Source organism: Micromonospora sp. WMMC273, assembly GCF_027460285.1.
Classification (GTDB): Bacteria; Actinomycetota; Actinomycetes; order Mycobacteriales; family Micromonosporaceae; genus Micromonospora; species Micromonospora aurantiaca.
This window is the reverse complement of sequence record NZ_JAPZBE010000001.1, coordinates 2,208,616-2,231,045: the sequence shown is the minus strand read 5'-3', so window position 1 is coordinate 2,231,045 and position 22,430 is coordinate 2,208,616. Positions and strand designations below refer to the sequence as shown.

Sequence of the window (22,430 nt, the reverse complement as noted above, 5' to 3'; positions counted from 1 at the left end):
ATGAACGCCGAATTCACCGAGTTGCTCCGCCCGTTCCTCAAGTTCGCCGGCGCGGACGAGATCACCGAGGAGTCGCGCCTGCGCGACCTCGGCCTGGACTCCATGCGCGAGATCGAGCTGCTGTTCGCCATCGAGGACACGTTCGGCGTGGCCGTGCCCGACGACAAGCTGGTCGACTCGACCTTCGCCACGGCCGGCGGGCTGTGGGGCGTGGTCGAGGAGCTGCGCGCCCCGGTCGGCGGTGGTTCCCGATGACCGCGCCCGCCGGGTACGCCCCGGCCGTCGAGACCGTCGCCGACGTGGCTGCGGAGCATGCCCGCCAGTCCGACGAGGACGCCGCCTTCCCCACCGAGGCGCTGACCGCCATGCGCCGTACCGGGCTGCTGGGACTGCTGGTCCCGGCCGCCGAGGGCGGTGCCGGCGGCACGCTGACGGACCTTGTCGACGTCACGCTGACGCTGGGCCGGGTGGACATGTCGGTGGCGATGGTCTTCGCCATGCACTGCCAGCAGGTCGCCGCCATCACCGCGTACGGCGGGGAGAAGCTGCGTGCCGAGGTGCTGCCGGCGGTGGCCCGGGGCGAGCGGTATCTCGGCTCGGTCACCACCGAGGCCGGCAAGGGCGGGCACCTGCTGACCGCCGAGTCGGCGCTGGAGCACGACGGCGAGATGCTGCTGATCGACAGGCAGGCGCCGATCGTGACCGGCGGCCCCTACGCGGACGCCTTCCTCATCACCACCCGCGCGCCGGGGGCCGGCTCGGCCGCCCAGGTGGACCTGGTCTACGCCGACCGGGACCAGGTGGAGACCGAGGTGACCGGCGGGTGGCGCCCGCTGGGCATGCGGGCCACGCACAGCGTGCCGATGCGGCTGCGCGGCGCGGTGCCGCAGTGGCAGGTCATCGGCGAGCACGGCGGGTTCCGGGAGATCGCCACCCGGGTCTTCGCGCCGCTGGCCCACGTCGGCTGGTCGGCGGCCTGGATCGGCGCGGCGGCCGGTGCGTACGCCCGGGTGCTGCGGCACGCCCGCAGCGAGGCGGGACGGCGCCAGTTCGCCCCCTCCTCCGAGCTGGTGCTGCTGCGGCTGGCCGGCATCCGCACCCGGCTGGACGCGGCGCACGCGCTGCTGCGGCACACCGTCGCGGTGGTCACCGACGCGCCGGACATGTCGGCGGCGCCGGTGCAACTGCTGCTCAACACGCTGAAGATCCGGGCGGCGGAGGAGTCCTTCGCCGCCGCCGACGAGCTGGTCGAGCTGACCGGCCTACGCCACGGCTACCTGACCGACTCGCCGCTGACGTTGGAGCGCGCCTTCCGGGATCTGCGCTCGGCCTCGCTGAACTACGCCAACGACCGGCTGCGCCTGGCCAACGGGGCGTTGTCGCTGCGCGACCCGGGGGTGCGTCTTGCCTGAGCCGACGCCGGCCGGGGACGACGCCGCCGCGGTGCGGGCCGCCCTGTCCGGTGCGGATCCCACCGACCCCGGCGCGGTGTGGCGCGCGCTGGGCGCCGCCGGGATCGTCGAGGCGCTCTATCCGGACGGCGTCCAGCCGGACCCCCGACGGCTGTCGGCGCTGCTCACCGAACTGGACGCCCGGTGCCCGCTCGGCGTGACGCTGTCGGTCTGCGTGCAGGTCGCCACCGTACTGCCGCTGCTGGCCGGCGCGACCGGCCCGGCGGAGACCGCGCGGCGCGGCATGCTGCGCGGCGAGACGGTGGTGGCGCTGGCCGTCACCGACGCCGCCGGGTCGGGCTCGGACCTGCTCGACGCCACGACCCGGGTGAAGCCCGGCGACGACGGCGCCGTCCTGGACGGCGGCAAGGACTGGATCACCAACGCGACGAGCTGCGACGCGGCGCTGGTGCTGGCCCGGCACCGCGAGGCGCGGCACTTCACCAGCTTCTGCTGGGTGCTGGTGCCCGCCGCCGCGCCGGGCGTGACGGCCGAGTCCGCCGGGCGGGCGTTCGCCGGGTCCGGCGTGGGCCACCTGCGCTTCGCCGGCGTGGCGCTGGGCCCGGACGCCGTGCTGGGCCGCCCCGGCCGGGCGCTGGCCGGGTTCGCCCGGCAGGTCGGCGTCGAACGGGTCGCCGGGGCGCTGTGGGCCCGGGCGATGTGCCACCGGATGCTGGCGGGCCTGCACGACTGGCTGCGGCGGCGGCCGGCCGGGGCGGGCACGCTGTGGGACCGCCCGGCGGTCCGCGAGCGGTACGCCCGGTGCCTGGTCGCCACGCACCAGCTCGACGCGCTGTGCGCGCCGCTGCTGGACGCGCCGGCCGCCGTCCCGTCCGCGGTCACCGGGATGCTGCTCAAGGTCAGCGCCGCCGAGACCGTGGACCGGGTCGCCGCCGAGGCGGTGCGCCTGCGCGGCGCGGACGCGTTCCGCGACGGCGGGGAGGCGCAGCTGCGTACCGAGGCGGCCATGTTCGGCATCGCCGGTGGCGCCACCGGCGCGATGCTCGCCGGCATCGCCGACCACGCCGACGAACTCGTGGGCACGGTGACCTGAGCACGACGTCCCGCGCCGGTGCGCCGGAAGACCGATCGACGACAGCACAGTGAAGGGAGCAACGCCGTGAGTCTCTACTCCTGGTTCGAGCGGACCGTGGCACGCGTGCCCGAAGCGGTCGCGCTGGAGGTCGGCGGGGAGCCGGTGACCTACCGCCGGCTGCGCGACCTCGCCGACGGCCTCGCCGGGCGGATCCACGCCGAGGTGGGCCACCGACCGCGCGCGGTCGGCCTGCTGGCCGCCCGCAGCCTGCCCGCGTACGCCGGATATCTGGCCGCGCTGCGCGCCGGAGCGGCGGTGGTGCCGCTCAACCCGGCCTTCCCACCGGCCCGCACCGCCCGGCAGTGCCGGGACGCGGGCGTGGACGCGCTCGTGGTCGACGACGCCGGCGCCGCGACCGCGGCGCAGGTCGCGGGCGACGCCGTGACGGTACGCCTCGACGGCGCGCCCGCCGTCCCGCCGCCGGCCGCCCCGGTGGCGCCGGACGACGTGGCGTACCTGCTGTTCACCTCCGGCTCGACCGGGCGGCCCAAGGGCGTGCCGGTCCGGCACCGCAACGTGGACGCGTTCCTCGCGTACTGCCGGGACCGCTACCCCGTCGGCCCTGGTGACCGGCTGTCGCAGACCTTCGACCTGACCTTCGACCCGTCCGTGTTCGACATGTTCGTCGCCTGGGGCGGTGGTGCCACGCTCGTGGTGCCGCAGCCGGACGAGGTGCTGACGCCGGTGCGGTTCGTCAACGAACGGCGGATCACGCACTGGTTCTCGGTGCCCTCGGTGGTCTCGCTGGCCCGCCGGATGCGGATGCTCTCCCCCGGCGCCATGCCCGGTCTGCGGCACAGCCTCTTCGCCGGCGAGGCGCTGACGCTGGAGCAGGCGCGGGCGTGGGCGGCGGCGGCGCCGGGCAGCGTGGTGGAGAACCTCTACGGTCCCACCGAGCTGACCGTGACCTGCACCGGTCACCGGCTGCCGGCGGATCCGGCGGCCTGGCCGGCCACCTCCAACGGCACCGTGCCGATCGGCGACGCGCACCCCGGGCTGGACGCGATCCTGCGCGCCGAGGACGGCGCCGTCGGCGTGGACGACGGCGAGCTGTGCGTGCACGGGCCGCAGCGGTTCGACGGCTACCTCGACCCGGCCGACGACGACGGCCGGTTCGTCACGTACGCCGGCCGCCGGTACTACCGCACCGGTGACCGGGTCCGGCGCGAGCACGGCACGTTCGTGCACCACGGCCGCCTGGACGACCAGGTGAAGCTGCGCGGCTACCGGATCGAGCTGGGCGAGATCGAGATGGTCCTGCGCGGCCACCCGGGGGTGCAGGACGCGGTGGTGCTGGCGTTCGGCGCGGGCGACGACGTCTCCCTGCGCGCGGTCTACACCGGCGCCGCCGGGATCACCGGCGAGCTGACCCGCAGGTGCGCGGAGCGTCTGCCCGCCTACATGGTGCCGGCGCGGATCCACCACGTGGCCGCGCTGCCCATGAACGCCAACGGCAAGACCGACCGACGGCGGGCCGCCGACCTGGTCGGCGGCGCGACGAGAGGAGCACGGTGATGACCGGCACAGGAAAGGGACAGGACCAGGAACGGGCGTTCCGCTCGGTGGCCGGGCGCTTCGCCACCGGAGTGGCGGTGGCGACCGCCGTCGGGCCCGACGGACCGGTGGGGATGACAGTCAACTCCTTCACCACCGTGTCGCTGTCGCCCCGGATGCTGCTGGTCTGCCTGCGGCGGGACTGCCGGCTGCTCGGCGCGGTGCGGCGTACCGGCCGGTTCGCGGTGACGGTGCTCGGCGACGACCAGCGCGAGGAGGCGGCCTGGTTCGCCAGCCGGGGCCGGCCTGCGGGCGCCGAGGGTTTCGCGGGTGTGGCGTACGACGACGAGCGGGCGACCGGTTGCCCGCGCCTGACCGACGGGGTGGCGTACTTCGGTTGCGAGGCGGTCTCCGCGAATCCGGCCGGTGACCACGCGGTGCTGATGGGCGCGGTCCGCTCCGCCGGTCTGCTGCGGCCGACCCCGCCGCTGCTGTTCGTGGACGGCGGCTACGCCCGGGTCGCCGCGCCGCGGGAAGCGCAGGTGACGCGATGAGCATCGGTGCCGCTCCCGGCGACCTGCGCCACCTGAGCCTGCGCGCGGCGCGGGCCGGGGCGGACGCGATCCGCGAGGCGCGCGGCAAGGGCTTGCAGACCGAACACAAGGGCGGCGCGGCCCAGGACCCGGTGACCAGCGCCGACCACGCCAGCGAGCGGGCCATCCTCGGCCTGCTCGCCCGCGACCGGCCGCAGGACGCCGTGCTGGCCGAGGAGTCCGGGGCCAGCGACGGCTGCTCCGGCCTGCGCTGGATCGTCGACCCGCTCGACGGCACGCTGAACTTCAGCCACGGGGCGAGCCGCTACGCGGTCAGCATCGCGGTGGCGACCGGCTGCGACGTGGGCGACGGCCGGGTGGTCGCGGCCACCGTGCTGCAACCGGCCACCGGCGCCTGCCTGGTACTCGACGACGACGGCGCGCTCGACGGCGACGCACCGGTCGCGGTGAACCACGAGGCCGAGCCGGGGCACGCCCTGGTGGCGTTCGCGGTGCCGAACGCGCCGGGGCCGCGACGGCGGGCGTACCAGGCGCTCGTGGGCGTCGCGCCCCGCGTCGCCGACCTGCGCAACACCGGCTCGACGGTCTGTGACCTGGCGGCGGTGGCCCGCGGCGAGCTGGACGCGTTCGTCAGCTTCGACCCCGCGCCGTGGGACATCGCGGCCGGCGCCGCGCTGGTCGAGGCCGCCGGCGGCGTGAGCCGGCGGTGGGCCCACGACGGGTTCGTGGTCTTCGCCACCGGCGCGCCGGCCGTGGTGGCCGCGCTGGCCGGCTGGCTGGGCGACGACGGCGCGGACGGCCGCGACGGCATCGACAGCCGCAGCGGCGCCGACAGCACCGACGAAGCCGATACCGACACCGACGAGGAGAGGGGAACCGACGATGACCGGCAGCGATGAGTTCCGGCTGGCACTGGTGGGGGCGGGCCGGATGGGCCACCACCACCTGCGGGCCCTGGCCGACCACCCGGCCGTCCGGATCCGGTACGTGGTCGATCCGGTTCCGGCGGCACGGGAGGCGGTCACCGCCGCCGGGCTGCCGGCGTACCCGAGCGTGGAGGACCTGCTCGCGGACGCCGTGCCGGACGGTCTCCTGGTGACCGCGCCCACCGGGCGGCACGGCGCGCTGGTCGCGGCGGCCGCCAAGGCGGGACTGCCGGTGCTGTGCGAGAAGCCGGCCGGGCTCGGCCCGGCCGAGGCGGCGGAGACGGGCCGGGTGGCCGCCGCGGCCGGGATCCCGTTCCAGGTCGCCTACTGGCGCCGGTTCGTCCCGCAGCTACGACGGCTGCGGGAGCGGATGTCCGGCGGCGAGCTCGGCGAGATCCTGTTCGTGGCCGCGGCGCAGTGGGACGGTGAACCACCGGCGGCGGCGTTCCGGACCGGTAGCGGCGGGATCTTCGTGGACATGGGCGTGCACGAGTTCGACCAGATCCGGTGGCTGACCGGGCAGGAGATCGACCGGCTCGCGGTGCAGCCGGCCGGTCCGGTCACCGACCCGGCGGTACGCGGCCGGGACGTGGACAGCGCGCAGGCCTTGCTCGGCCTGTCCGGCGGCGGCACCGCGCTGGTGTCGCTCGGCCGGCACCACCGGGGCGGCGACATGGCGACGGTGGAGGTCTTCGGCACCCGCGACCACGAGCGGCTGACCTTCCTCGACCCGGCCGACGGGGACGCCACCATGTACGCGGCCCTGGCCCGTCAGGCGGAGGACTTCGCCGGGCTGGTCCGGGAGGGCCGGTCGGCGGGTGCCGGGGTGGCGGACGCGGTGGCGGTGCTCGACGCGGCGCGGCGGGCGACGGCACAGCTGACTCGGGGTCACGAAGTACACACCGATCGGTGACTACTTGCACCATCTGGGAGCGAGGCATTCCCCAGCCGAAGGTGGGAAATCCATCGGTACACCACACTGTGGACGGTACTGCGGAGCGGGGGAATGCATCGATGCGGTTCAGTGTTCTCGGCCCGTTGACCGTTCATGTGGACGACCGGCCGGTCACGCTCACCGGCACCAAGCCCCGCCTCCTGCTCGCCGTACTGCTGCTGAGCCCGGGACGTACGGTCCCCACATCCCGGCTGGTCGACGGCCTCTGGCCGGACGCGCCGCCCGCGTCGGCGGTCCGCAACCTGCGCACGTACGTGCACCGGCTCCGGCAGACGCTGGACCGCGGTGGCGACTCGGCCGACCGGCTGGTCCACGACGGCACCGGCTACCACCTGCGGGTCGACGAGGACGAGCTGGATCTGCTGCGGTTCCGGCGTCTCGCCGACGAGGCCCGCCGGGCCGCGCGGGGGGACCGCCCCGAGGCCGCCGCCGACCTGTTCGACCGGGCGGTCGAGCTGTGGGGCGGGCATCCGCTGGAGGACCTGGCGGATCTCGGCACCGACCTCGGCGCGACCGTCACGGCGCTGCGGGAACAGCACCGGGAGATGACGACCGAGCTGATCGACCTGCGCCTGCGGCTGGGTCAGCCGGCCCGGGTCATCCCGCCGCTGCGCCGGATGGTGGCCGAGGAGCCGCTCGACGAACGCCGGCAGGCGCAACTGGTGACCGCGCTGACCTTGGAGGGGCGCGTGGCCGAGGCGCTGGCCGTGTACCAGCAGGCCCGGCGCGGCATCGTCGACGAACTCGGCGTCGACCCCGGTCCCACCCTCCAGGGCGCCCTCCAGACCGCACTGGACGCGGAGTCCGCCGAGGTCCGTCCACCGGCCGGCTGGCCGGCGGCCCTCGGCGCCGGGCCCGCGTCGCCGCCCGACCCGCCGCCGAGCCCGCAGGCCCTGCCGATGAAACCGCCGTCCCTGGTCGGCCGGGACACCACGGCGGGCCAGTTGCGCGCCATCGCCGAGGGGATCGCCGACCCGGCCGGCGCCGACGAGCACGCCGGGGTCGTGCTCGTCTCCGGCGCGCCGGGCGTCGGCAAGTCGTCGTTCTCGGTGAGCAGCGGGTACGACCTGGCCGACCTCTTCCCCGACGGTCAGCTCTTCGTCAGCTTCGACAGCGGCGACGAGCCGCCGCGCGGCAGCGGGGAGCTGATCCGGGAGCTGCTGGTCGAGCTGGGCGTGCCGCTGACCGACGTGTCCGAGGACATCCGGGAGCGCTCGGCCGTGCTGCGGTGCGCGCTCGCCGGCCGGCGGCTGCTGCTCATCATCGACGACGTCGACTGCGCGCAGCAGGTGCGTCCGCTGCTGCCCGGGGCGGGTCGCAGCCTGGTGCTGATCAACAGCCGGCAGCGCCTGCTGGACCTGGACGTCGGCTGGCGGCTGACGCTCGGCGCGCTCGACCGGGCCGACGCGGTGGAACTACTCGCCACGATCGCGGGCGAGCGCCGGGTACGGGAACAGCCGGAGGTGTTCGGCCGGATCGCGGCGGCCTGCGACCGGCTGCCGCTGGCCCTGCGGATCGTCGGCAGCCGGCTCGTCACCCAGCCCGACGTCGCCCTGCCCGGCTTCGCCGCGCATCTGGAGGACGAGGAGAACCGGCTGTCCGAGCTGTCCGTCGGGGACATCTCGGTACGCGACAGCCTCTCGGTCAGCTACCAGGCGCTGGACGTCGACGCCCGCCGGGCGCTGCACGCGCTGGCCCGCACCGACTCGTTCATCACCCCGGCCAGCGCGGTGGAGATCCTGCGCCTGCCCCGGCAGCAGGCCAACCGGATGGTGGAGCATCTGGTCCAGCACAATCTGCTGGTGCCGGTCGACCCCGGCGCCCCGGACGAGCGTCTCCACCTGCCGGAGCTGCTGCGGCTGTTCGCCCGCGAGCGCGTGGACGCGCACGGCCGGCCGCGTCCGGCCTGAACGCCGGTCGCGGTGTGCGGGTCGGTCCGACCCGCACACCGCGACCGGGTGTCACCTACTTGAGGAAGCGGTCCAGCGCGGCCTCGATGGTGCCGCTGTCCGGCGACGCGTACGACTTCATCGTCACCTTGTTGTAGGAGATGAAGCTCGGGCACCGGGCGGCGGGCGCGGTCACCGTGCCGCCGTCACCGACCTTCTCGCCGGTCTTGGCGGCGTGGAAGGTCAGGGTGTACCGCGAGGAGATGTAGTCGACGGTGACGACCTTGTCCTCGCTGTTCTTGTACTGGCACTTCTTCGGCGTGCCCTCGCTGCCCTCGACCATCTTGAGGCAGCCGATGACCGACACCGTGGCGAAGTCGGCCGACTTCGCGTAGTACGGCTTGGCCGAGCTGATCGTCTTCTGCGACCAGAACGACGGCCGGTCCGGGGAGTTGGAGAAGACGTACGCCTTCGAGCCCGCCGGCGCGGTGTACGGCGCGGCGTTGAGGATCGCTCCCCCGTCGCAGACCGCCGACATCTCGCTGGCGTACCGCGCGGTGATCGAGTCGTTGTTTGTGGGCCCGTCCGGCCCGGTCGACTCCGGCCCGCCCGCACTGGGGGTCGCGGACGGACTGTTGTCCGGCCCGGGGGTGGCGCTGCCCGAGGCAACCGGCTTCGGGTCCTCCTCGTCACCGTTGAAGGCGACGTAGGCGAGGCCGCCGCCGCAGCACAGCAGCGTCAGCGTGACCGCGCCGGCGGCGAGGCCGACGATGAGGCCCTTGCTCTTGCCGCCGCTCGGGGGCGGGGTGGGCGCGTACGGCGCCGGCCCGGGGTAGCCCGGCTGACCCGGGTACGGCGCCGCGGGCTGCGCGCCGTACGGAGCGCCCGACCCCGGCTGCGCGCCGTACGGGGCACCCGACCCCGGCTGGGCGCCGTAGGGGGCGCCCGACGCGGGCTGCGCACCGTAGGGCGCACCCGATGCCGGCTGCGAGCCGTAGGGTGCGCCGGAGGCCGGCTGCGCGCCGTACGGGGCGTTCGGGTCGGGCTGGTTGCCCCACGCTCCGGCGTTCGGGTCCGGATAGCCTCCGTAGGGAGGGTGATTGTCACTCATCTGAGGTTCTTCCACCTGTCGTCCGTGGTTCCGGCGATCAACCACCCCGCAGCGTAATGACGCCTGCAAATTCACGATCGCCGACATTCGATACGTTCTTCACCAGCCGTGCCGGGGTCACTCCGGTGCGTGCGCGCCCGGATCCGGCATCCGCCCGCCCATCAGGCGTGACGGGCCGGGGACCGTTGTGACGCAACGGATCGACCGATCGGCGATCGACCTGTACCCGGCATCCACGACGCCGAAAAGTGTGACGTACGCGACACCGGCCGACGCCGGCGGGGCGGCGGCGGACCACATCCTGGACCGCCACTTAGTGAGTATCGTCTATATTGACGCATGTCACAGGCGCGGACAGAATCCCAGCACCACCACCAGGACCCCTCCGGGAGGGCCCCATGATCCGTCCCCGCCTGCCGCTGATGCGGACCGCCACCAGACTCGCCGCGGTCGCCGCGGCCACCGCCGGCGTGCTGCTCACCGTCGCCGCACCCGCCGTCGCCGCCGCACCCGCCGGGCGTTACGTCGCGCTCGGCGACTCCTACACCTCCGCACCGCTCGTGCCCACCCAGGTCGACCTGAACTGCCTGCGCTCCAACCGCAACTACCCGTCCCTGGTCGCGACGTCCGCCGGTTCGTCGTCGTTCGCCGACGTGAGCTGCTCCGGCGCCACCACGGAGGACATCCTGTACGGCGGGGACGGCGCGCTGGGCATCGCGCTGCCGCCGCAGGTGAACGCCGTCACCTCGGCCACCGCGCTGGTGACCGTCCAGATCGGTGGCAACGACATCGGCTTCTCCGGCATCATCGGCGACTGCGCCGAGGCGAGCGTGAGCAGCCCGCTCGGATCGCCCTGCAAGGACCGGTTCACCGCGGGCGGCACGGACCAGTTGCGGGCCCGGATCGCCGCCACCGCGCCGAAGGTGACGGCCGTCCTGCGGGCGGTCCGCCAGGCCGCGCCGAACGCGCGCGTGGTGGTGCTCGGCTACCCGGCGATCCTGCCCGACAGCGGGTACGGTTGCTGGCCGGTGGTGCCGATCGCCTACCAGGACGTGCCGTACCTGCGCGGGGTCCAGAAGGCACTGAACACGATGCTCGCCGACACCGCGGCGGCGGGCGGGGCGAGCTACGCCGACGTCTACACGCCGTCGATCGGGCGGGACGCGTGCAAGAGCAGCGGCACCCGCTGGGTGGAGGGACTGGTGCCGCAGAACTCCGCCGCGCCGTTCCACCCGAACGCCCGCGGTGAGCAGGGCATGGCCACCGCCCTGCTGGCGCACCTGAGCTGACAGCACGCCGTGAGCCGGCCCCGCCGAGGCGGAGCCGGCTCACGGTTCGGCGGCCTCACACCCGGGTGATGCGGACCGCGTCGGCGACCACGTAGCCGGCGCCGGCGCTCCAGCGGCTCACCCCGACCTTGTCCCCGGTCCCGGCGGCGAGCGTGAACACGCCGAGCGAGACCCAGCGTCCGCCACCGGTGCGCTGGTCGACCGCCACCGACCGGTTGCCGGTCGTGGTGGCGACCAGGTACGGGGTGCGGTCGTTGTAGCCGGGGTCGGCCGGGTACCACACCGACACCTCGTAGGAGCCGGTCGCGGGCAGGCTCGCCCGGAACCAGGCCACGTCGCTGGACGCCACCGGCGTGGCGAAGCGGTAGTCGGCGCCGTACCGCTGCCCGGAGTACGCCGACGTGCCCCACGCCGCGCCCGCGCTGAACCCGCCCGACGTGGCGTTGTCCACTGTCACGCTCCACGGCGCGGGCGTCGCCGTGCCGGCCCGGAGGTCGAGGTAGTTGCGGTCGATCTTCATGGTCACGCCGCCCCACGTCTCGGTGACGTCCCCGGCGTACTGGTGCAGGCGCTGCTGGTCGGCGTAGCGGTCGTCGGCGCAGTACGTGCCCCCGTCGGTGTCCGCGACGCCGTTCCACCAGGCGATCCAGATCTGGTCCAGGCGCAGGTACCGGGTGTCGTCGTAGGCGGCGCAGACGTCGGTGATGCCGGACGAGCCGCTGGAGTACATGCCGGCGAGGTAGCCGCGCGTGTGCAGCCGCTCGACCCAGCCGGAGAGGAAGGAGAGCACGGCGGCCCGGCAGCTCGCGTTCGACGGGTACTGCTCGACGTCGTTGTAGAGCGTGCTGCCCGCGCCGATGCCGAGCGCCGCGGCGGCGGCGGCCGCGCTGTCCGCAGCGGTCCTCCCCTGCCCGCGGGCGGTGGCAGGGTCGGCGGACATCTTCGGCGTACGGGTGCCGCACGGTGCCTGGTAGCCCAGTTCGATCGGGATGAGCCGCCAGCCCTTGCGGGTCTGGTCGGCGACCCAGGTCGCGGTCAGGTTCGGCTGGGCGCAGGTGCGGCTGGCGCCGCTGATGTAGACGCCGACCGCGCGGTACGGCGACGCGCTCAGCCAGGCGTCCATCGCGGCCTGCGACGGCGCGGTGCACGTGTCGAAGCCCTTGCCGGTGAAGGTGCCGGGCTGCGGGCCGACCGCGGCGACGGCGGCCGGCGTCCCGGCCGCGGCGGCAGGCGCGGCCGGGGCCGTGGCCGCGAGCACGGCGAGAAGTGTCAGGGCCGTGGCGATCGCTCTCATCGGCGCCCCTCCTGTGAAGGATTCCTCGCTCGACGGCGAGACTTGGGCAGGATTTCTACCACGCATCGACGAATGGCGACAGATGGCGGTGGCGAAAGTTTTCACGACGGAAACGATCATTGAAGGGTATCGACAGAACGGCGGGTGCCGGTATAGCGTGCCCGCACTCACATCCGTCGATCGGTGAGCGTCGTCACCCGAGGAGCGCCATGTCCACGTCACGATCCCCCCGTCTGCGACGCCGAGGTCTGCTCGGCGTACCCGCCCTGGTGGCAGCCGCCCTCGCGGTGGCCGTCCGTCCCGGTACGGCGCACGCCGCGCCGAAGGCCGAGTGCCTCGCCGACCTGCTCGGGGAGCAGTGATGGCCACCATTCCCTGGCTCGTGGACGTGCTGCGCGGCGCCGGCGTACAGGTCGTGGTCGAGGGCGACTGGCTCAACCGGATGCGCTCCGGTTCGTTCGACCCGATCGGCGTGCTCTGGCACCACACCGCCGCCACGTCCAGCGCCACCAACCCGCACCCGGCGCTGAACATCTGCATCAACGGCCGGTCCGACCTGCCCGGCCCGCTCTGCCAGGCGCTCGTGGACTACCACGGCGTGTTCCACGTGATCTCCGCCGGCCGGTGCAACCACGCCGGCACCAGCGGCGGCAGCGGCCCGATCCCGGCCGGGGACGGCAACACCCTGATGATCGGGTGGGAGATCGACTACAACGGCGTCGACCAGCGGATGACCACCGCCCAGTACAACGCGAGCATCGCGGCCACCGCCGCCGTGCTCAAGCGGCTCGGCCGGGACTCCAGCTACGCCCGCGGCCACCGGGAGACCAGCACCACCGGCAAGATCGACCCGTCCTTCATCGACCTGAACACGATGCGCGCCGACGTGGCCGCCAAGATGGCCGGCGGTGGCACCGGCTGGACGTCGATCGTGGACAACGCCACCGCCGGCCGGTTCACCGCCAGCGCGAGCTGGGGCACCTCGACGTACTCCGGGCAGCGCTACGGCGCCGACTACCGCTACGCGGACCCGGTCGCCGCGAGCGACGCGGCCTGGTACAAGTTCAACGTCCCGCGTACCGGCAACTACCGGGTCGAGGCGTGGTGGCCGGCGAACGCGGGCTACAACGCGGCCACGCCGTACATCGTCGCCACCACCACCGGCAATCGGACGGTGGTGGTCGACCAGCGGGCCACCGGCGGGCAGTGGCGCTCGCTCGGCACGTTCACGCTGCCGGCCGGGGACGCCAACCGCGTCGCGGTCAGCCGGTGGAGCTCCGCCGCCGGCCTGGTCATCGCCGACGCGGTCCGGCTGACCGAGGTCTGAGTCCGGGCGTACCGACGCGGCCGGGTGGGCGCCCCACCCGGCCGCGTCCGCCGTCGGTCAGCGCAGCGACCGGAAGGCCGCCCGCATCTCCTGGGCGAACAGCTCCGGCTGCTCCCAGGCGACGAAGTGCCCACCCCGGTCCAGCGTGTTGTAGTGGATCAGGTTCGGGTACGCCCGCTCCGCCCAGCTGCGCGGCGCGAGCAGGATCTCGTCCGGGAACTGGCTCACCGCGGCCGGCACCTGGACGCCCTTGGCAGCGAAGAACGACAGCGCGTTCTGCGCGTAGAGCCGGGCCGACGACACGCCCGTGTTGGTCAGCCAGTAGAGCGTGACATTGTCCAGGATGTCGTCGCGGCTCAGCCCGCCGGGCCGCCCGGCGAAGGCGGCGCAGATCAGGTCCAGGCTGGCCGCGTCGTGGTCGAGCATGAACGTCGCCAGGCCGACCGGCGAGTCGGCGAGCGCCGTGAGCGTCTCCGGACGGGTCGTCATGATCAGCGCGTACGCGGAGTGCTTCCAGAAGAAGTCGATCCGCTCGCAGGCGGCCCGCTCCTCGGTCGAGAGCCCGGCCGGCAGCTCCTCGAGGGGGTTGTTCACGCCGGTGATGCCGCTCTGCAGCAGCGCGTCGATGTCCGGCGGCACCACGCAGGGCATGTTCGTGTGGATGCCGGCGAGTTCCGGCGGCGCCTGCACGCCGAGCATGTCGGTGATCAGCGCGCCCCAGTCGCCGCCCTGGGCCACGAAGCGGGTGTAGCCCAGCCGCCGCATCAGTTCGGTCCAGGCGCGGGCGACGTGCTGCGGGTCCCAGCCGGGCCGGTCCGGCTTGCCGGAGAAGCCGTAGCCGGGCATCGACGGGATCACCAGGTGGAACGCGTCCGAGGCGCTGCCGCCGTGTGCCGTCGGGTCGGTGAGCGGGCCGATGATCTTCAGCTGTTCGATCACCGACCCCGGCCAGCCGTGCGTGACGATCAGCGGCAGCGCGTCGGCGTGCCGGGACCGGACGTGGATGAAGTGGATGTCCAGGCCGTCGATCTCGGTGACGAAGTTCGGCAGGTCGTTCAGCCGCGCCTCGACCTTGCGCCAGTCGTACTCGGTGGCCCAGTAGCGGGCGAGCGCCTGACTCGTCTCCAGCGGCACGCCCTGCGACTGGTCGTCGACTGTCTGCCGCTCCGGCCAGCGGGTGGCCGCGAGCCGGGACCGCAGGTCCGCCAGGTCCTCCTCCGGCACGTCGACACGGAACTCGCGGATGTCGGTGCCGGTACGCGTCATGGTCTTGACGGCCACGGGCTGTCCTCCTCGGGTCGGGTCAGGGACCGAACGTGAAGACGTACGCGCGCAGACCGGGCCGCTCGGCGCGCAGGGTGAGCCGGTGCTCCCCCGGCGTCGCGCCGTCGACCAGCCGGAACATGGCCGCCCGGTCGACCCGGGCCCGGCCGTCCGGTCCCACGTCGGTGCCGCGCGCGTCGGCTGCCGGTTTCCCGTCCAGCAGCACCCGAACCACTACCGGTCCCTCCGGTCCCGGGTCGGCCACCAGGTTCACCTCACCGGCGGTGAACGGCAGGACCAGTTCCGCACCGGCGCCGCCCGTCTCGACGTACTCGCCCTCGACCCGCCAGTCGCCGGTCAGCTCGTACGTGCCGGGCACACCCCGGTCCGCGCCGAGATAGGTCTCCGGGGTGATCCCCGCGTACGTGGGCTGCGGGCCGGTCACGAACGCGGTCACCTCCGGGGTGACCGGCGGCAGCGCGGGAGTGGGCGTGGCGGCCTCGACCAGCCGCCGGATCAGCGACTCGGTCCGGTCGTAGCCGCCCTCGCCGACCCAGCGGTCGGCCAGCCGCCCGTCGGCGTCGAAGAGGTACCTCGCCGGCCAGGCGTCGTTGCGCAGGGCACGCCAGAACGTGTAGTCGTCGTCGATCGCGATCGGGTAGGTGAGCCCGTGGTCGCGGATCGCCCGGTCGATGTTCTCCGGAAGCCGGCCGAAGCCGAACTCCGGCGCGTGCGCGCCGATCACCGTGAGCCCCAGGTCGCGGTAGTCACGGTGCCACGCCCGCACGTACGGGGAGGTGCGGATCCAGTTCACGCAGGTGTACTCCCAGACGTCCACCAGGACCACGCGCCCACGCAGCTCCTGCGGCGTCAGCGGCGCCGAGTTCACCCACCGGCTGACGTCGATCGGCGGCAGCCGGGTCGCCGCCGTGACCCCCGTCATCCGGGCGCGCCGCGCGGTGATGGTGTGCCGGTCATCCGATCTCCCTCCCGAGTACGTCCGGCGGCGGTTACCCGGACGGCGGGGCTTCGAACGGACGTCCGCCGGGCCCGCGCGGGCGTTTGCCTCCGGCCCGGCCGGGTAGGACGCTGCGCCACCCGAGGGCGGGCCGTGCAGGCGGCGTGGGCGGCCGGGACGTCGCGGAGGGTCGATGACGGCTGGACCAGGGCGGGCGCAGGCCCCACCGGGCGAGGTGGTGGAGCTGCGGGTGCACGGGGTCTCCGCGGGCGGGGCCGCCGAGGTGCTGGGCAGGCCGCTGGTCCGGCAGGTCGCGGGCGACCGCAGCGCCGGCTTCTACCGTCCCCGTCCGGACCTGGCCGACGGGCGCGGCGCGAGCGGGGTGACGCTGGAGGCGTACCAGTGGAACGACCTGCCGTCCGGCACCGCGCTGCGTACCCTCTCGCTGCTGTTCCTGATGCCCTTCATGCTGCTCAACGTGGCCGTGTGGATGCGGCCGGGGGACGCCGTCGGCGGCGCGGTGGTGCGGGCGCTGTGCCGGGTACTGGGGTTGAGCCTGACCGCGCTGTACGTGCTCGCCGGGGCCGGGGTCGCGCTGGACCTGGTGGCCTGGCAGTGCCTGTCCGTCCCGGCCTGCGTCGCCGACCGGGAGTGGCTGTCCTGGATGGGCGGCCGGCCGGTCGGGCTGCGGCTCGTGGTGCTGGCGCTGGTCCCGTCCGCCGCGGTGAGCCTGGTCTGGTGGGGCGCCCGGCGGCCGGGCCGCTCGTTCACCGCGTTCCGGGCGCCGGAGCGAGCGTCCGCCGGGCCCCCGCTGAGCACGATCGGCCAGTGGGACACCGAGCCGCTGATGGGCCGGCTGCGCTCGATCCACATCGCGGCGGCCTTCGCCACCCTCGACGGCTGTCTCCTCGCCGCCCGGGCCGCGCAGGGCGTCCCGCCCACGGTGGCGGTGCTGCTGGCGGTCACCGGCGCGGTGCTGCTCGCCTGCCTGGTCCTGGTCTGCGTGCCGCCGCTCGTCGACCGGGCGCCCACCGACCCGCGACGCGACCGGGTCGCCCGGGTGCTGCGCGGCACCGCGATCGGGCTCACCGTCGTGGTGGCCGGGTACCTGCTGTTCGCCCCGGCCCGCTGGCGTACCGGCGGCGGGCTGCCCGGCTACGGCTCGATCCTGACCTGGCTGCTGGTCACGCACGCGGTACTGCTCGGCGGCCTGGCCGCGGTGCTGATCTGGCACCGCCTACGGGTCCGCGGCCACCAGCCGCCGAACGGCCTCGGGGCGCTCGTGGTCGCCGCGGCGGCGGGCGGGCTCGCGGTGGCGTACTCCGCCGAGCTGGTCCAGCGCACCGCCGACCTGCTGGACCGGGGCGTGTCCCCGGCGGACGACATACCGGGTCCGGCGCACGCGTACACCTGGGCGATCTACGGCTTCTTCCGGGCGCTGCTGGTGACCCTGGTGGTCGCGGCCGTGGTGGCGCTGGTGTCCAGGCGCGGCCGGACGCGGGCCGCCGAGGCGATCGTCGAGCGGGACTTCCCGTCGCCGCCGGCCGAGGCGGCGCCCCGGCTGCGGCAGGTCCGGACGATGATCGTGCGGGCCCGGTTCACCGACCTGCTGGTGCCGCTGGCGGTGCTGTTCGCCGTCATGGCCGGACTGGGCGCGGCGACCACCGCGATGGCGCTGGTCCGTCCCGATCCGGGCGAGACGCTGGAGCACCGCACGCACGTGCCGGCGGAGCTGGTCATGTTCGGTATCGAGGTGGGCGGGGTGGCGATCTCGGCGGCGGTGCTGGCCCTCATCCTCGCCGGGATCTTCGCCTACCGCAGTCCCGGGTTCCGGCACCACGTCGGCGTGCTCTTCGACCTGGCCACGTTCTGGCCCCGGGCGGCGCATCCGTTCGCACCGCCCTGTTACGCCGAGCGGGCCGTGCCGGAGCTGGCCCGGCGCATCACGTACCTGGTGCACAGCGGCAACGGGGTGCTGCTCTCCGGCTACAGCCACGGCTCGGTGCTCGTCGCCGCCACCGTTCTGCAACTGCCGGCGGAGGTCAGCTCGCGGGTCGCCCTGCTCACCTACAGCTCGCCGCTGCGCCGGCTCTACGCCCGGCTGTTCCCCGCCTACGTCGGCGGCGAGATGCTGCGCGGGATCGGCGGCCGGGTCGGCTGGCGGTGGCGCAACCTGTGGCGCGACACCGACGCGCTGGGCGGCTGGATCTTCTCCCCGCACCGCCCGGACGAGCCGGCCCGCGTCACCGGCCCGGAGGCGACTGTGGACCGTCGTCTCCGGGATCCGGAGAGCCTGGTGGCCCCGCCCTGGGACAGCGTCCCGCCACCGATCAAGGGTCATCTCCCGTCCGAGGACGACCCGGCGTACGCCGAGACGGTGCGGGACCTGGCCGGGCGGCTGCGCGCCGCCGGGCCGTGACGCGGGCCGGGTGTCACGCCGCCGGGTGGTCCGCCTCGAACCGTTCCCGGGTGAGGAACGCCAGCCTCGCCCGCTTGTCCGGCATGTCGATGTCGGGGCCGAACGTGAAGCCCTCGATGCGCAGGCGGCGCAGCATGGCGTCGTTGCGCACGTCCGGCTCGACCACCACCCGGCGCGCGGCCGGGTCGCGCAGCAGGAACCGGATCAGGGCCGGGAAGACCGCGCCGGTCAGCGAACCCGGGTACGGCCGGGGCGCGTCGAGCAGCAGATGCGTCCCCACGTCGCCGGGCTGCACCGGGTAGCGCTCGCCGACCGGGTCCGCCTCCGGCTGGTAGGTCTGGAACAGCCCGATCGGCTCGCCGTCGAGCCGGATCAGGTACGCGTGGTGGGTCTCCAGGCCGTCGACGAACGCGTAGATCTCGCGTACCTCGTCGACGGTGTGCGAGCCCATGCCCCAGAACCGGTTGCGGGGCCGGATCACCCAGCCGTGCAGCAGGCCGGCGTCCCGGTCGGGGCGTACCGGCTCCAGCGCCAGCTCGCCGAGGCCGGGGATGCGCTCCAGGTGGATCACGTCGTCTCGTCTCCCGTCAGGGGGCCGGCGGGCACCGGGATCAGCGTCCCGGCGGCCCAGTGGGTCAGTTGGTCGGCGAAGTGCGCGTCGCCGGGGCGCCCGGACGCGCCGAACGGGACGATCCAGCGGCTGGCCGCCCGGTCGGTCAGGTCCCACACGTAGCGGGCCACCGGGCCGCGCCAGCAGGCGTCCGACACGCCCGGCACGCTGGAGGTGGCCAGCACGCAGTCGGTGTCACCGGCCAGCGCCACCCGCCGCCGCATCGCGGTGACCGCGTCGGTGACCGCCGGGGCGACGCCCAGGTGCACCGGGTGCAGCAGGTGCCGGCCGCCCCACTCGCCGGGCGGCGGGCCGGCGGCCACCTCGGCCAGCGCCTCGGCCGCCGGTTCCGCGAGGTCGAGCGCGGCGGCCAGGTGGTCCAGCGCCAGGCCGATCCGGGCGGCCGGGTCGGTCCAGGGGGCGAACAGCTCGTCGAACCCGCACGGCTCGTCGAGGGCACGCAACCTCGGGTGTACGCGCAACCGCCGGGCCAACGCCGCCCGCCAGGCCGCGTACGCGCCGGCCTCGGCCGAGCCGGCCGCCATCGCCCGGTCCCATCCGCGCAGCCGCAGCAGCAGCGCGCGGGCGGGTTCGTCGAGCCGGCCCGGGTCGAGCCGGTCGAGCAGCCGGTACAGCGGGCCGGCCGGGAGCCGGTCGTCGGTGTGCACTGTGGACGCCTCGGCGCCCTCGGCGAGCAGCGCGCGGATCCGGCGCGCCCGGTGCGGCGGAGCGAAGTCGACACCGTGCGCTGCGACGTCGTCGCGCCGGTCGTTGGCGCACACCGCCGCGCCGTCGACCGGTTCGTCCACGAGCGGCAGGTAGTCGCCCCGCCACCGGTAGGCCGGTTCCCAGGCCGGCACGGGTTCGCGGCGGCAGCGTTCGTCGCGTACCGGGACCAGGCCGGCGACCAGACGGCGGACGCCGCCCTTGGTGTCGGCGGTGAGCACGCTGTTGACCGGCTCGACCCAGTGGCGCAGCGCGTCGGCGACGTCGGCGGCGCGCCGGGCGCGCAGCAGCGGCAGCAGCGCCTCGAAGCCGAGCCGGGCCTCCACCCGGCTCGGGGCGCGCAGCGCGATGGCCTCGCCGGTGACCCGGTCGTGGTCGATCACCGGCCCGCGCGGCGTCTCGATCACCTCGACCGTCTCCGGGTCGCCGCCGCGGACCTCGATCTCCTCGACGTGACGCGCGACCGGGGTCCAGCCGTCGGCGTCGCGCGCCAGCACGCGGTCGCCGTCGCGGCGCAGCCGCTCGCGGTAGAGGTCCTGGTAGTCGGCCATCGCGTTGGTGACGGCCCAGGCCACGTGGCCGGTGTGGCCGAAGTGCGGCAGGCCCGGCACGCCGGGGAAGGCGAGACCGACCACGTCGAACTCCGGGCAGGCCAGCCGGACCTGCTGGTAGACGCCGGGCAGTTCGAGCAGCCGGTGCGGGTCACCGGCGATCAGCGGGCCGCGCCCGGTGGCCGGGTCGGCGGTCAGCGCCCAGGCGTTGCTGCCGGACGAGGCGGGTCCCTCGACCGCGAACAGTCCGGTGGCCTCGGGGCCGAGCGTCCGGGCCACGTGCGCGTGCCAGAGCTTGTTCGGGAAGGTGGAGAACAGCACGTGCTGGACGAGGAACACGCCGAGCGGCGACCAGGGGCGCCAGGGCTCGGGCGCGGCGCCGGTGGCGGCGAACTCGGGTGCCGCGGCGGCGCCCTCGGCGAGCCCGGAGTTGACCCCGTCGACGTACGCCCCGACCCACCGCCGGGTATCAGGGTCGAGCCGTTCGTAGCAGCGCCGGGCGGTGTCGTCCAGCCGTACGCGGCGGGCGAACCGGTCCCACGCCAGTTCGGCCGGGCCGACGTGGGCGGCCAGGCGACCCTCGGCGCGCCATCGTTCGACGCTGAGCTGCCAGGCCCGGTCCAGCGCGGCGACACGCCCCTGCAGACGCGCGAGCGCGTCGACGCCGCCGGCCCACAGCTGGGGCACGCCCCACTGGTCGCGATCGACGTGTGTCATCGTCTCGCGCCACCTCGGCGCGCCGGGCGACGGTTCCGTTCGACAGTCAACTTAGGATAACCTCCCCTAACCGAGGGCGACCTTACCGCGACGCGGACGGGGCGCCAACCGGCGGCACATCCGGGACAAAGCATCCCGAGTCGCGCTTGATAGTTAGGCCAGCCTAACCTAACCTGATCGCCGCGGCTCTGGCCGCGTCCTGTCCGTACGACCGCTGGGATGTCGCATGAGTTCGATCGGGAGCCCGACCGGCGCCGCGCCCGCCGACACCGGCCGCGCCGCCGCCACGGCACGCGGCCACCTGTTCAACGCCGGCTCGCTCGGGCGCTACCGGGACGTGCTGGCGCGCGGCGTGGACCGGGTGGCCCGCCGGGTGGCCGAGGCGGACCGTCCGTTCACCGGCGTCACGCCCGAGGAACTGGCCCCGCTCGTCGGCGCCATCGACCTGGACCGGCCGCTCGGCGACACCGACGCCGCCCTGGACGAGCTGCACGACGTGTGGCTGCGCGACGCCGTCTGGTTCCACCACCCGCGCTACCTGGCCCACCTGAACTGCCCGGTGGTCATCCCGGCGCTGCTCGGCGAGGCGGTCCTCAGCGCGGTCAACTCCTCACTGGACACCTGGGACCAGAGCGCCGGCGCGACGCTGATGGAGCGCCGCCTGATCGAGTGGACGGCCGGGCGCATCGGGCTCGGCGCCGGCGCCGACGGGGTCTTCACCAGCGGCGGCACCCAGTCGAACCTCCAGGCGCTGCTGCTGGCGCGCGAGGAGGCGTACCGCACGGTGGTGGGCGGCACCGGCGGCCGGCCGGACCGGCCACAGGTGCTGTCCCGGCTTCGCGTCATCACCTCCGCAGCAGGGCACTTCAGCGTGCAGAAGGCCGCCAAGCTGCTCGGCCTGGCCGCCGACGCGGTGCTCACCGTGCCCACCGACGCGAACCGCCGGATGAGCACCGACGAACTGGCCCGCGCGATCGACAGCTGTCACCGCGACGGTCAGGTGGTGATGGCCGTCGTCGCCACCGCCGGCACCACCGACTTCGGCACCGTCGACCCGCTGCCGGAGATCGCCGACATCTGCGCCGCCGCGGGCGTCTGGCTGCACGTCGACGCCGCGTACGGCTGCGGTCTGCTGGTCTCCCCCACCCGCCGGCACCTGCTCGACGGCATCGAACGGGCCGCGTCGGTGACTGTGGACTACCACAAGTCGTTCTTCCAGCCGGTCAGCTCCAGCGCGCTGCTGGTCCGCGACGGCCGGACGCTGCGCCACGCCACCTGGCACGCCGACTACCTCAACCCGGCCCGCGCGGTCGAGCAGGGCATCCCGAACCAGGTCGACAAGAGCATCCAGACCACCCGCCGGTTCGACGCCTGCAAGCTCTGGCTGACCCTACGGATCATGGGGCCGGACGCGATCGGCGCGCTCTTCGACCAGGTCGTCGATCTCGCGGCGCAGGCGTGGCGGCGGCTCGACGCCGACCCGCGCTTCGAGGTGGCCGCGCCGTCGCAGCTGAGCACAGTGGTCTTCCGGTACCGGCCCGCCGGCCTCGCCGCCGACCTGGTCGACGAGGCCAACCTGTACGCCCGCGAGGCGCTCGCCGCCTCCGGCGCGGCACTGGTCGCCGGCACCCGGGTCGACGGTGCCCACCACCTGAAGCTCACAGTGCTCAACCCGGAGACCACAGTGGACGACATCGCCCACGTGCTGGACCTCGTCGCCGACCACGCCGCCTGGTACGCCCGGACCGCCACCGCCACCGAGCTGTCCTGCCCGGTCGGCTGACCCCCGTCGAGGAGAAC

Annotated in this window: 19 protein-coding genes; 13 read left to right on the top strand and 6 right to left on the bottom strand. The window is 74.5% G+C overall.

Annotated features, from left to right (window positions below; genetic code table 11):
* The 8 genes from O7611_RS10450 (at nucleotide 1) to O7611_RS10415 (ending at nucleotide 8,386) form a co-directional block, all read left to right on the top strand.
* Nucleotides 1-255 (top strand): phosphopantetheine-binding protein, encoded by a 255-nt coding sequence (locus tag O7611_RS10450; RefSeq protein ID WP_135239575.1) that lies wholly within the window; start codon nucleotides 1-3, stop codon nucleotides 253-255.
* On the top strand, nucleotides 252-1,412 hold the full coding sequence (locus O7611_RS10445) for an acyl-CoA dehydrogenase family protein (protein ID WP_269696693.1): 1,161 nt from the start codon (nucleotides 252-254) through the stop codon (nucleotides 1,410-1,412). The genes O7611_RS10450 and O7611_RS10445 overlap by 4 nt, the downstream gene beginning before the upstream one ends.
* Nucleotides 1,405-2,505, top strand: a complete 1,101-nt coding sequence (locus O7611_RS10440) for an acyl-CoA dehydrogenase family protein (RefSeq protein WP_194799941.1) — start codon at nucleotides 1,405-1,407, stop codon at nucleotides 2,503-2,505. The genes O7611_RS10445 and O7611_RS10440 overlap by 8 nt, the downstream gene beginning before the upstream one ends.
* Nucleotides 2,506-2,571: 66 nt before the next feature.
* Complete coding sequence (locus O7611_RS10435) at nucleotides 2,572-4,062, top strand: amino acid adenylation domain-containing protein (RefSeq protein ID WP_194799940.1); 1,491 nt, start codon at nucleotides 2,572-2,574, stop codon at nucleotides 4,060-4,062.
* Nucleotides 4,062-4,595 carry a flavin reductase family protein gene (locus tag O7611_RS10430; RefSeq protein ID WP_269696692.1) on the top strand — a complete coding sequence of 178 codons (534 nt, stop codon included), beginning with the start codon at nucleotides 4,062-4,064 and terminating at the stop codon, nucleotides 4,593-4,595. Before O7611_RS10435 ends, O7611_RS10430 begins: the two co-directional genes overlap by 1 nt.
* Nucleotides 4,592-5,494: an inositol monophosphatase family protein gene (locus O7611_RS10425; RefSeq protein ID WP_269696691.1), complete on the top strand. Its 903-nt coding sequence runs from the start codon at nucleotides 4,592-4,594 to the stop codon at nucleotides 5,492-5,494. The genes O7611_RS10430 and O7611_RS10425 overlap by 4 nt, the downstream gene beginning before the upstream one ends.
* Nucleotides 5,478-6,434 (top strand): Gfo/Idh/MocA family protein, encoded by a 957-nt coding sequence (locus O7611_RS10420; protein WP_269696690.1) that lies wholly within the window; start codon nucleotides 5,478-5,480, stop codon nucleotides 6,432-6,434. Before O7611_RS10425 ends, O7611_RS10420 begins: the two co-directional genes overlap by 17 nt.
* 101 nt (nucleotides 6,435-6,535) lie before the next feature.
* On the top strand, nucleotides 6,536-8,386 hold the full coding sequence (locus O7611_RS10415) for an AfsR/SARP family transcriptional regulator (protein ID WP_194799936.1): 1,851 nt from the start codon (nucleotides 6,536-6,538) through the stop codon (nucleotides 8,384-8,386).
* A gap of 55 nt (nucleotides 8,387-8,441) precedes the next feature.
* Here the strand turns inward: O7611_RS10415 and O7611_RS10410 are convergent, their stop codons facing one another.
* Nucleotides 8,442-9,476 carry a hypothetical protein gene (locus O7611_RS10410; RefSeq protein ID WP_269696689.1) on the bottom strand — a complete coding sequence of 345 codons (1,035 nt, stop codon included), beginning with the start codon at nucleotides 9,474-9,476 and terminating at the stop codon, nucleotides 8,442-8,444.
* A gap of 398 nt (nucleotides 9,477-9,874) precedes the next feature.
* Between O7611_RS10410 and O7611_RS10405 the strand changes: the two genes are divergently transcribed.
* Nucleotides 9,875-10,765, top strand: a complete 891-nt coding sequence (locus tag O7611_RS10405; protein WP_194799934.1) for an SGNH/GDSL hydrolase family protein — start codon at nucleotides 9,875-9,877, stop codon at nucleotides 10,763-10,765.
* Between the two features lie 55 nt (nucleotides 10,766-10,820).
* Here O7611_RS10405 and O7611_RS10400 read toward each other — a convergent pair whose 3' ends face one another.
* Complete coding sequence (locus O7611_RS10400; protein WP_194799933.1) at nucleotides 10,821-12,059, bottom strand: glycoside hydrolase domain-containing protein; 1,239 nt, start codon at nucleotides 12,057-12,059, stop codon at nucleotides 10,821-10,823.
* A gap of 209 nt (nucleotides 12,060-12,268) precedes the next feature.
* Here O7611_RS10400 and O7611_RS10395 point away from each other — a divergent pair, with 209 nt between their 5' ends.
* Both O7611_RS10395 and O7611_RS10390 read left to right on the top strand, forming a co-directional pair.
* Entirely contained in the window at nucleotides 12,269-12,421 is a 153-nt protein-coding gene (locus tag O7611_RS10395) for a hypothetical protein (RefSeq protein ID WP_194799931.1), read from the top strand.
* Complete coding sequence (locus tag O7611_RS10390) at nucleotides 12,421-13,386, top strand: golvesin C-terminal-like domain-containing protein (RefSeq protein WP_030268833.1); 966 nt, start codon at nucleotides 12,421-12,423, stop codon at nucleotides 13,384-13,386. Before O7611_RS10395 ends, O7611_RS10390 begins: the two co-directional genes overlap by 1 nt.
* Before the next feature lie 57 nt (nucleotides 13,387-13,443).
* Here the strand turns inward: O7611_RS10390 and O7611_RS10385 are convergent, their stop codons facing one another.
* Nucleotides 13,444-14,667 carry an epoxide hydrolase family protein gene (locus tag O7611_RS10385; RefSeq protein ID WP_269696688.1) on the bottom strand — a complete coding sequence of 408 codons (1,224 nt, stop codon included), beginning with the start codon at nucleotides 14,665-14,667 and terminating at the stop codon, nucleotides 13,444-13,446.
* A gap of 22 nt (nucleotides 14,668-14,689) precedes the next feature.
* Nucleotides 14,690-15,592 (bottom strand): redoxin, encoded by a 903-nt coding sequence (locus O7611_RS10380; RefSeq protein WP_269696687.1) that lies wholly within the window; start codon nucleotides 15,590-15,592, stop codon nucleotides 14,690-14,692.
* 208 nt (nucleotides 15,593-15,800) lie between these two features.
* On the opposite strand from O7611_RS10380, the gene O7611_RS10375 reads away from it, so the two are divergent.
* The gene (locus O7611_RS10375; RefSeq protein WP_269696686.1) at nucleotides 15,801-18,026 is read left to right on the top strand and encodes a hypothetical protein; all 2,226 of its coding nucleotides are present in this window, start codon (nucleotides 15,801-15,803) and stop codon (nucleotides 18,024-18,026) included.
* Nucleotides 18,027-18,039: 13 nt separating this feature from the next.
* Here the strand turns inward: O7611_RS10375 and O7611_RS10370 are convergent, their stop codons facing one another.
* The gene (locus O7611_RS10370) at nucleotides 18,040-18,597 is read right to left on the bottom strand and encodes a GNAT family N-acetyltransferase (RefSeq protein WP_194799928.1); all 558 of its coding nucleotides are present in this window, start codon (nucleotides 18,595-18,597) and stop codon (nucleotides 18,040-18,042) included.
* Nucleotides 18,594-20,630: a penicillin acylase family protein gene (locus O7611_RS10365; protein ID WP_269696685.1), complete on the bottom strand. Its 2,037-nt coding sequence runs from the start codon at nucleotides 20,628-20,630 to the stop codon at nucleotides 18,594-18,596. Before O7611_RS10365 ends, O7611_RS10370 begins: the two co-directional genes overlap by 4 nt.
* Nucleotides 20,631-20,856: 226 nt before the next feature.
* Here O7611_RS10365 and O7611_RS10360 point away from each other — a divergent pair, with 226 nt between their 5' ends.
* The gene (locus tag O7611_RS10360) at nucleotides 20,857-22,413 is read left to right on the top strand and encodes a pyridoxal phosphate-dependent decarboxylase family protein (protein ID WP_228531753.1); all 1,557 of its coding nucleotides are present in this window, start codon (nucleotides 20,857-20,859) and stop codon (nucleotides 22,411-22,413) included.
* Nucleotides 22,414-22,430 lie beyond the last annotated feature (17 nt).